Annotated in this window: 5 protein-coding genes and 1 pseudogene; 3 read left to right on the forward strand and 3 right to left on the reverse strand. The window is 64.2% G+C overall.

Translation table 11 applies throughout. From position 1 onward, the window contains the following. Positions 1-600, forward strand: a pseudogene (locus EOA75_RS21530) (DUF459 domain-containing protein); the annotation flags it as partial. Positions 601-638: 38 nt separating this feature from the next. Here the strand turns inward: EOA75_RS21530 and EOA75_RS21535 are convergent. Then, positions 639-2,093, reverse strand: coding sequence for a glutamate synthase subunit beta (locus tag EOA75_RS21535; RefSeq protein ID WP_095826717.1), 1,455 nt, complete (start codon positions 2,091-2,093; stop codon positions 639-641). A 154-nt stretch (positions 2,094-2,247) separates the two neighbouring features. Further along, a complete protein-coding gene (gene gltB / locus EOA75_RS21540) occupies positions 2,248-6,966 on the reverse strand; it encodes a glutamate synthase large subunit (RefSeq protein WP_127325111.1) in 4,719 nt (1,572 codons plus the stop codon). Between the two features lie 490 nt (positions 6,967-7,456). On the opposite strand from gltB, the gene EOA75_RS21545 reads away from it, so the two are divergent. Continuing rightward, positions 7,457-8,509 (forward strand): low specificity L-threonine aldolase, encoded by a 1,053-nt coding sequence (locus EOA75_RS21545; RefSeq protein ID WP_067325909.1) that lies wholly within the window; start codon positions 7,457-7,459, stop codon positions 8,507-8,509. A 180-nt stretch (positions 8,510-8,689) separates the two neighbouring features. Here EOA75_RS21545 and EOA75_RS21555 read toward each other — a convergent pair whose 3' ends face one another. After that, positions 8,690-9,157: an Hsp20 family protein gene (locus tag EOA75_RS21555; protein ID WP_127325112.1), complete on the reverse strand. Its 468-nt coding sequence runs from the start codon at positions 9,155-9,157 to the stop codon at positions 8,690-8,692. Positions 9,158-9,620: 463 nt separating this feature from the next. Here EOA75_RS21555 and EOA75_RS21560 point away from each other — a divergent pair. Then, positions 9,621-10,425, forward strand: an 805-nt coding sequence (locus tag EOA75_RS21560) for an alpha/beta hydrolase (RefSeq protein WP_164747483.1), incomplete at its 3' end; no start/stop codon positions are given.

A 10,425-nucleotide genomic window follows, 5' to 3' on the forward strand; every position in this document is an offset into this window, starting at 1 on the left:
AAGGTGCCGTTCCTGTGGGTCGGCATGCCGGCGTTCGGGGCGGCAAAAATGACCTCGGATATGCTCGCCTTCAACGACATCTATCATTCAGCCGCACAGACCCATGGCGGCGAGTTCGTCGATGTCTGGGACGGCTTCGTCGACGAGAACGGCGCCTTCGTCACCTCCGGTCCGGACATCAACGGCCAGCCGGTGCGCCTGCGCTCCGACGACGGCATCAACGTGACCAAGGCCGGCAAGCGCAAGCTTGCCTTCTACACCGAAAAGCCGCTGGCCAAGATCCTCGGGCTGGCGGCACCCGGAAGCGTCACCACGGTTTCCGCGCCGGCGGGCGCTCCGGTCGAGGCGTCGAAGCCTGCCGCGGCCCCTGTCATCGTCGACCGCACCGCGCCGATGCTGCTCAGCGACCCCGCGCTCGACGGCGGGACCGAGCTGCTGGGTGCCGCACCGCCAGCCAAGGCCGATCCGAATCTTCCAGGCGAAAAGCTGACCGTCGAGGGCAAGGCGCCCGTCGCCTCGCCCGGCCGAGCCGACGATTTTTCCTGGCCGCCGAAGACGCCGACCGCTTCATCGGAGACCTCGACAGCGGTGCGTCGGTAGGGCCGCAACGGAAGAGCCCATCGTGGCTGCAGGTAGCCTCAGCGGGGGAGTACGCTAGACCCCATCAGCGCCTCGTCGATCGCCCGCGCTGCCTGGCGGCCTTCGCGGATCGCCCACACCACCAGCGACTGGCCGCGACGGACGTCGCCCGCGGCATAGAGCCTGTCTATGCTGGTTCTGTAGTCGCGGTCGTCGGCCTCGACGTTCCGCGAGCGGCGGCTGTCGGTGACCACTTTTATCTCGCCGTCCAGCTCCTTCATGACCCCATCATTCGCCGGACCGGCAAAGCCGATGGCGATGAAGGCGAGATCGGCGCGGATGACGAACTCGGTGCCGGCGATCGGCTTGCGCTTCTCATCGACCTCGCAGCAGCGGACGCCAGTCAGCTGTCCGTCCTCGCCGATGAATTCGAGGGTCGCCACCTGGAATTCGCGCTCCGCGCCCTCGGCTTGCGAGGAAGACGTGCGCATCTTCGTCGCCCAGTAAGGCCAAACGGCGAGCTTGTCTTCCTTCTCCGGCGGCTGCGGACGGATGTCGAGCTGCGTCACGCGCACCGCGCCCTGCCGGAAGGCGGTGCCGATGCAGTCGGACGCGGTGTCGCCGCCGCCGACGACGACGACATGCTGCCCGCCGGCGATGATCGGATGTGACGGCCAGGCCACCGATTGGATCGGCTCGCCACCGACGCGGCGGTTCTGCTGCACGAGATACGGCATGGCGTCATAGACGCCGCTGAGATCGTCGCCCGGAATGTTGGCCGGGCGCGGCGTTTCCGAGCCGCCGCAATAGAGCACGGCGTCGTGCTCGGCGAGGAGCTCGGCAACCGGCTTGTCGACGCCGACATTGACGCCGCAATGGAAACTCACGCCCTCGCCCTGCATCTGCTCGATGCGGCGATCGATGTAATGCTTCTCGATCTTGAAGTCGGGAATGCCGTAGCGCATCAGCCCGCCCGGCCGGCTCTCGCGCTCATAGACATGCACATCGTGGCCGGCGCGGCCGAGCTGCTGGGCGGCGGCCATGCCGGCCGGCCCGGAGCCGATGACGGCAACCCGCTTGCCGGTCTTCTTTTCCGGCGGGTAGGGCCGGATGTGGCCGGTCTCATAGGCCTTGTCGGCGATCGCCTGCTCGACCGTCTTGATGGCGACCGGAATGTCCTCGAGGTTCAGCGTGCAGGCTTCCTCGCAAGGCGCCGGGCAGATGCGGCCGGTAAACTCCGGGAAATTGTTGGTCGAATGCAGGTTGCGGATCGCGCTGTCCCAGTCGCCATTGTAGACGAGGTCGTTCCAGTCCGGGATCTGGTTGTGGATCGGGCAGCCGGTCGGTCCATGGCAGAACGGGATGCCGCAATCCATGCAGCGCGCGGCCTGTTTCTCGACCTCCTTGTCCGACATCGGCAGCGTGAATTCGCGGAAATGCCGGATGCGATCCGAGGCAGGCTGGTACTTCTGCACCTGCCGGTCGATTTCGAGAAACCCTGTTACCTTGCCCATAGTCCAGTCCCTGCTGTCCGAAGGCGCGCTCGCAAGTCTAGCTTGTCGGCGCACCCGTTAACCTCATAAGGCCGCCGTGGCAACCTTGGTCCGAGGTCAGGATTGTTGGTGAGGATGCCGGCCGGGCGATTACCTCCCCGGCCGTGCCCAAAGCCTATTCCGCCGCCACGCTCATGCGCATGCGCTCCATCTCGATCAGCGCGCGGCGATACTCGACCGGCATGATTTTCCGGAATTTCGGCCGGAAGCTTGCCCAATTGTCGAGGATCTCGCGGCCGCGCACCGAGCCCGTGTAATGGACGTGGTTCGAGATCAGCTGATAGAGCCGCTCCTCGTCATGGCTTGTCATGTCTCCGGAGACGTCGACGCGTCCCTTATGGTCGAGGTCACCGCCATGATGGAGCAGCTTCTCCATCAGGTCGTCCTCTTCCGGAACGGGCTCCAGCTCGACCATCGCCATGTTGCAGCGTTCGGCGAAATCGCCCTTCTCGTCGAGCACATAGGCGACGCCGCCCGACATGCCGGCGGCGAAGTTGCGGCCCGTTTTGCCGATGACCACGACGATGCCGCCGGTCATGTATTCGCAGCCATGGTCGCCGACGCCTTCGACAACGGCAACGACGCCGGAATTGCGCACCGCGAAGCGCTCGCCGGCGACGCCGGCGAAATAGGCCTCGCCCTCGGTCGCGCCGTAGAGCACCGTGTTGCCGACGATGATCGAGTCGGCCGCGACGATCTTGGCCTCTTCCGGCGGCCGGATGACGATGCGGCCGCCCGACAGGCCTTTGCCGACATAATCGTTGCCGGCGCCGACCAGCTCGAAGGAAACGCCGCGCGCGAGAAACGCACCGAAAGACTGGCCAGCCGTGCCGGTGAGCTTAACCTGGATCGTGTCCTCGCGCAGGCCTTTGTGCTTGAAGCGCTTGGCGACTTCGCCCGACAGCATCGCGCCGGCAGAGCGGTCGACATTGCGGATCGGCAGCTCGATGCTGACCGGCTGCTTGGCTTCCAGCGCCGGCTTTGCCAGCTCGATCAGCTTGCGGTCGAGCACGTCGTCGATCGGATGCTTCTGCCGCTCGGTCCAGTGCAGCGCCTCAGCCGGCGCCTCCGGCTTGAAGAACATCTTCGAGAAGTCGAGCCCGCGCGCCTTCCAGTGCTGGATCACGTCGCGCTTCTCCAGAAGGTCGGTGTCGCCGATGATCTGGTCGAGATGGGTGAAGCCCATTTCGGCGAGCAGCGCGCGCACCTCCTCCGCCACGTAGAAGAAGAAGTTGATGACATGCTCCGGCGTGCCCTTGAAGCGCTTGCGCAGCACCGGGTCCTGCGTCGCCACCCCGACCGGGCAGGTGTTCAGGTGGCACTTGCGCATCATGATGCAGCCGGCCGCAATCAGCGGCGCGGTCGAGAAGCCGAACTCGTCGGCGCCGAGCAGCGCGCCGATGATGACGTCACGGCCGGTGCGCAACCCGCCGTCGACCTGCAGCGCCACGCGGGAGCGCAGGCCGTTGAGCACCAGGGTCTGATGCGTCTCGGCGAGGCCCATTTCCCACGGGCTGCCGGCATGCTTGAGTGAGGTCAGCGGCGAAGCGCCGGTGCCGCCGTCGTAGCCGGAGATGGTGATGTGATCGGCGCGCGCCTTGGCGACGCCCGCCGCAACCGTGCCGACGCCGACCTCCGAGACCAGCTTGACCGAGACATCGGCCGCCGGATTGACGTTCTTCAAGTCGTAGATCAGCTGAGCCAGATCCTCGATCGAGTAGATGTCGTGATGCGGCGGCGGCGAGATCAGGCCGACGCCTGGCGTCGAGTGTCTGACCTTGGCGATGGTGGCGTCGACCTTGTGTCCGGGCAACTGACCGCCCTCGCCGGGCTTGGCGCCTTGGGCCACCTTGATCTGCATGACGTCGGAATTGACCAGATACTCCGCCGTCACGCCGAACCGCCCCGACGCGACCTGCTTGATCGCCGAGCGTTCCGGATTCTTGCCGCCGCCGGGCAGCGGCAGATAGCGGTCGGCCTCTTCGCCGCCCTCGCCGGTGTTCGACTTGCCGCCGATGGCGTTCATCGCGCGCGCCAGCGTCGTGTGCGCTTCCCGGGAGATCGAGCCGAAGGACATCGCCCCGGTCGAGAAGCGCTTGACGATCTCGGCCGCCGGCATGACGTCTTCGATCGCGACCTTCTTGCGGCCGGTCTCTTCCGCCAGCTTGATCTCGAACAGGCCGCGGATGGTCTGCGCTCTAGCTGTCGCGCTGTCGATCTGCGCCGAATACTCCTTGAACGTGTCCCAGGAGCCCTGGCGCACGGCATGCTGCAGGCTGGCGACCGCATCCGGCGACCACATATGCGCCTCGCCGCGCATGCGGAACATGTATTCGCCGCCGACCTCGAGATTGTTGCGCAGCACCGGGTCGTTGCCGAAGGCATCGGTATGGCGGCTGAGAGTCTCGGTCGCGATCTCGTCCAGCCCGACGCCTTCGATCAGCGTCGCGGTGCCGGTGAAATACTTCTCGACGAAGTCCGACTTGAGCCCGATGGCGTCGAAGATCTGCGCACCGCAATAGGACTGGTAAGTCGAGATGCCCATCTTGGACATCACTTTGAGGATGCCCTTGCCGATCGACTTGATGTAGCGGGAGACGACCTCGTATGCGTCGACCTCCTCCGGCAGTTCGCCGCGCCTGTGCATGTCGAGCAGCGTGTCGAAGGCGAGATAGGGGTTGATCGCCTCGGCGCCGTAGCCGGCCAGGCAGCAGAAATGATGCACCTCGCGGGGCTCGCCGGATTCGACGACCAGTCCGACCGCGGTGCGCAGGCCCTTGCGGATCAGGTGATGGTGCACCGCCGCCGTCGCCAGCAAAACCGGAATGGCGATGCGGTCCGGCCCGACCTGGCGGTCGGACAGGATGATGATGTTGTAGCCGCCCGCGACCGCCGCCTCGGCGCGCTCGCAGAGCCGGTCGATGGCGCCTTGCATGCCGGCAGCGCCCTCGTTCGAACCGTAGGTGATGTCGATCGTCTTGGTGTCGAAGCGGTCCTCGGTGTGTCCGATGGAGCGGATCTTCTCGAGATCGCCGTTGGTGAGAATCGGCTGGCGCACTTCAAGCCGCTTGCGGCGCGATGTGCCGATCAGGTCGAAGATGTTCGGCCGCGGCCCGATGAAGGACACCAGGCTCATCACCAGTTCCTCACGGATCGGGTCGATCGGCGGATTGGTGACCTGAGCGAAGTTCTGCTTGAAATAGGTGTAGAGCAGCTTCGACTTGTCCGACATCGCCGAGATCGGCGTGTCGGTGCCCATCGAGCCGACCGCTTCCTGGCCGGTAGTGGCCATCGGCGCCATCAGAAGCTTCGTGTCTTCCTGTGTGTAGCCGAAGGCCTGCTGGCGATCGAGCAGGCTGACATCCTTGCGCAGCGCCCGCGGCTCGACCGGCTTCAGCTCTTCAAGAATCAACTGCGTGTTGGCGAGCCAGGTCTTGTAAGGGTGCCTGGTCGCGATCTCCGACTTGATCTCCTCGTCGGAGATGATGCGGCCCTTGGCCAGATCGATCAAAAGCATGCGGCCGGGCTGCAGCCGCCACTTCTGCACGATCTTTTCCTCCGGCACCGGCAGCACGCCGGCTTCCGAAGCCATGATGACGCGGTCGTCGTCGGTGACGATGTAGCGAGCCGGACGCAGGCCGTTGCGATCGAGCGTCGCGCCGATCTGGCGCCCGTCGGTGAAGACGACCGCCGCCGGCCCGTCCCACGGCTCCATCAGCGCAGCGTGGTACTCGTAGAACGCCTTGCGGTCGGAATCCATGAGCTTGTTGCCGGCCCAGGCTTCCGGGATCAGCATCATCATGGCGTGACTTAAGCTATAGCCGCCCTGGAACAGGAATTCGAGCGCATTGTCGAAGCACGCCGTGTCGGACTGACCCTCATAGGAGATCGGCCACAGCTTCGAGATGTTGTTGCCGAACAGCTCGGAATCGACCGAGGCCTGACGCGCCGCCATCCAGTTGTTGTTGCCGCGCACCGTGTTGATCTCGCCGTTATGCGCGACCATGCGATAGGGATGCGCCAGCTTCCATGACGGGAAGGTGTTGGTCGAGAAGCGCTGGTGGACGAGGATCAGCGCCGTGTCGAAGCGCGGATCCTTGAGGTCCTTGTAATAGGCGCCGACTTGGTAGGCGAGGAACATGCCCTTGTAGACGATGGTGCGCGCCGACAGCGACACGCAATAGGCGCCGACATCCTTGTTGTCGTTCTCGGCATAGATGCGGCCCGAGATCACCTTGCGCAGCAGGTAGAGCCTCGCCTCGTACTCCTCGTCGTCCGGAATCTCGGCCGTGCGGCCGATGAACACCTGGCGATGGAACGGCTCGGAGGCGACAATCTCCGGCGCCTTCGACAGCGACGAATTATCGACCGGCACGTCGCGGAAGCCGATCAGCGGCAGCCCTTCGGACTGGGCCGATTCGGCGATGATGTCCTCGATATGGGCGCGAAGGGCTGCGTCCTGCGGCATGAACCAGTGGCCGACGCCATATTGGCCTGCCGGCGGCAGTTCGACGCCCTTTCCGGCCATCTCATCGCGGAAGAACCGATCCGGAATCTGCACCAGCACGCCGGCGCCGTCGCCGACCAGCGGATCGGCGCCGACAGCGCCGCGATGGGTGAGGTTTTCCAGCATCGCCAGACCGTCCTCGACGATCTGGTGCGACTTTACGCCCTTCATGTTGGCGATGAAGCCGACGCCGCAGGCGTCATGCTCGTTGCGCGGATCGTAGAGGCCCTGCGCGATCAAACCATTGGCGGCGGTACCAGTTTTGACGGCTGCCGCTTTCGTCTGCGCGGCCTGGCCGTTGATCGCAGATGGCGTCAGTTCCGTCATCGTCCTATCCTCCGTTCCGCACCCTTGGCGGTGATTTCCCTCGGGGCGCTGGTTTGCCTTGGGAAGCACGATGCTTCCCTTCGTCCTTGCTGCACGTCTCGCGAAATTCTTGCCGAACCATGCGGCCATACGCCCGGTTCGCATCCGGTATCGTACAGGCCAGAGCGGAGCCGTCTACCCGCCGCTCGCGACAATAGCCGGAATGGCAGCGATGATATGCCAGTCCAGCCTGTTTTGTGCGACAAAATAAGACAGCACTACTGTCCTAAATTTTTTATGGCAGAAATCCCGCACCTGCACAAGACCGATTCACAAAATTCTTGGGCGTGCCGCGACACAAAATTTCGCGAAGGGATCGGAAAACGCAACCTCTAGTCAGTCGTTACGGCCCGGCTGGCTTCACCGTTTTGCGAAAGATTGGCCCTTGCGCTTCGGGCGCCAAAGCAGTCAAGTCGCGCCGCTTTCTGCCAATCACAATACGGACCTCTCGATGTTCTTTGCATCCGACAACTGGGCGGGCGTTCATCCCGACATTTCGGCGAACCTCTCCCGCCACGCGGCCGGCATCGCGACCGCGTATGGCGACGGCGACTTGGACCGCACCGTCTACCATCGCTTCAGCGAGATCTTCGAGCGCGATGTTCAAGTGTTCTTCGTCGCCACCGGCACCGCGGCCAACGCCCTTTCGATGGCGGCGTTGAACCGTATCGGCGGCATCGCCCTTTGTCATTCCGAAGCGCATATGAATGTCGACGAGTTCGGAGCGATGGGCTTCTACACCGGCGGCGCTCGTACGACGCCGGTTGCGGGTCCCCTGGGGCGCATCAACCCGCAGGCTCTCGACGACGCCATCAGGCGTTATTCACAGGATCTTGCGCCGGCCGGCCAGCCGATGGCCGTGACGATCACCCAGGCGACCGAGGTGGGCACCGTCTACACCGTCGACGACGTCAAGGCGATCGCCGAGGTCAGCCGCAGGCACAAGCTGCCACTGCATATGGATGGCGCGCGCTTTGCCAATGCGATTGCCGCGACCGACGTCACGCCGGCGGAAATGACCTGGAGGAGCGGCGTCGACCTGATCTCCTTCGGCGGCACCAAGAACGGTTGCTGGATGGCCGACGCGGTGGTGATCTTCAACCCGGAAGTCGGCCGGGATCTGCGCCTGCTTCGCCAGCGCGCCGGACAGACCTTTTCCAAGGCGCGCTTCATCTCGGCGCAATTCGAAGCCTATTTCACCGACGACCTTTGGCTGAGGATGGCGCGGCATGCCAATGCGATGGCGGCACATCTCGCCGAGACGATCGAGGACGCGCCGGCGGGCAGGCTCGCCTGGCTGCCGCAGGCCAACGAAGTGTTCGCAATCTTCGACCGCGCTCTTGCCGAAAAGCTGCAGACCGCCGGCGCCAAATTCTATGAATGGGGCGTGCCGCAGGGTTTCGATGGCCATCTCGGCGACAAGGAAGCAATCTACCGTTTCGTCGCCAGCTTCGCCACCACCACCCAAGAGATCGACCGTCTCGGCCAACACCTCTCGCAATGATCAGGCGAGCAAAGGCCCCAGCGACAGTTCGAGGCCAAGCAGGATCAAAAAAGCCAGAAAACATCGGCGAAATGTCGCCGCGTTGATTTTCTGGCGCAGGATTAATGTCACAAAAAAGCGGCGCCCTTCGGCGCCGCTTTCGTCTCGGGAGGGAGACGTTTCTTACATGGAGCCCGCGGCTTACGCGGCGGCCTTGGCCTCGATCTGCTTGGCCTTGTCCGAAGACGAGGTGATCGCGATCTTGCGCGGCTTCAGCTCTTCCGGAATGTTGCGCTTGAGGTCGACGAAGAGCAGGCCGTTCTTCAGCGTGGCGCCCTCGACCTCAACGTGGTCGGCGAGCTGGAAGCGACGCTCGAAGGCGCGCGAAGCGATGCCGCGATAGAGCAGCTCCGAACCCTCGCCATTGTTCTCTTCCTTGCGCTCACCCTTGACGGTCAGCACATTGCGGTGCGCCTCGATCGAGATCTCGTCTTCCGAGAAGCCGGCAACCGCCATCGAGATGCGATAGGCGTTCTCGCCGGTGCGCTCGATGTTATAGGGCGGATAGGTCTGCGCGCTCTCGGGCTGGCCGAGCGTATCGAGCATGGTGAACAGCCGGTCGAAACCGACGGTCGAACGATAAAGCGGGGAAAAATCAACGTTACGCATGATGTGTTCTCCTGTTGAGCAACATGGTTTGCGTTTGACCCGGTACGAAACCCTCGAAAGGCGTTCCGGATAGGCCAGCGGCCCCGACATCGGCGGCCGCAACCTCCATTTGGGAAGCGGAAAAGCCCATTTCAAGAACTTCGCGCACCAACTTTCCCTTCGATTTTTTCGTTTCGATGAACGCCAGATGAACCGAGGCTTCGGCATCCGTTCAGCGTGGGATCGCTAGGCTGCAGTCAACGATACGGATATGCGGCGCCTCGATCGGTGCGCCGCGACGAGGCCGACCGGGTGTAACGTCCCTTCCTCCCGGATCGACAGAGGCCGGAAGCGCGCCGCAGGTGCTTCCGGCCTTCCCGTTCAGGAAAGCGCGTATCCCGGACCTTTGCTTTTGGCGCATGGGCGTCTATCACCGTGGCGACGCCTGGCCCGCTCGGGCAAGAAGCAATCAACGAAGCGCCGAATGACGGACCTTTTCTATCTGACTGAGGGCAATCCGCCGCCGCAGAACGCTGCCGGCGGCTTCTTCACCACCCGCGACGGCAGGAAGATCCGCTACGGCGTTTTCGCCACCGTCGCCCGCCCGCTCCAGGGCACGGTGGTGCTGCTGACCGGCCGCAACGAGTGCATCGAGAAATATTTCGAGACCATCCGCGATCTCGCCGACCGCGGATTCGGCGTCGCCACCCTCGACTGGCGCGGCCAGGGCGATTCCAGCCGCCTGCTGCGCGACCGGCAGCGCGGCTATGTCCGCAGCTTCCGTGACTACACCCGTGATCTCGAGCAGTTCTTCGAGGAGATCGTGCTGCCCGATTGCCGCGGTCCCTATTACATCCTCGCCCATTCGACGGGAGCAGTGATCGCGCTGCTTGCCTCGCCGTCGATGGTCAACCGGGTGCGGCGCATGGTGCTGATCGCGCCTTTCCTGGCCGTGCCCGACTTGCGGGTTTCGATCGCCACCATAAGGCGCGTCTGCGCGGTGTTCTGCGCGCTGGGCCTCGGCCGCCTCTATGCCGCCTGGGGGCCGCGCCCGAAATTGCCGACGCCCTTCGAAATGAACAAGGTGACGTCCGACCCGGAGCGCTACCGGCGCAATACCGACATTTACAGGGCCTGGCCCCACCTTGGACTCGGTGGTCCGACCATCCGCTGGCTGAAGGCCGCAGCCGCAGCCGCGGAAGCGGTCAGCGACCCCGATTTCATGGCAAGGATCCAGGTACCGACGCTGATCGTCGCCGCCGGCGCCGACCAGGTGGTCTCTACCAAGG

It is taken from the genome of Mesorhizobium sp. M1A.F.Ca.IN.022.07.1.1, assembly GCF_003997575.1.
Lineage (GTDB): Bacteria > Pseudomonadota > Alphaproteobacteria > Rhizobiales > Rhizobiaceae > Mesorhizobium.

Coding starts and splice junctions, on each gene's coding strand:
- EOA75_RS21555 (WP_127325112.1), bottom strand. CDS start 9,157: ATGCGTAACGTTGATTTTTCCCCGCTTTATCGTTCGACCGTCGGTTTC.
- gltB (WP_127325111.1), bottom strand. CDS start 6,966: ATGACGGAACTGACGCCATCTGCGATCAACGGCCAGGCCGCGCAGACG.
- EOA75_RS21545 (WP_067325909.1), top strand. CDS start 7,457: ATGTTCTTTGCATCCGACAACTGGGCGGGCGTTCATCCCGACATTTCG.
- EOA75_RS21535 (WP_095826717.1), bottom strand. CDS start 2,093: ATGGGCAAGGTAACAGGGTTTCTCGAAATCGACCGGCAGGTGCAGAAG.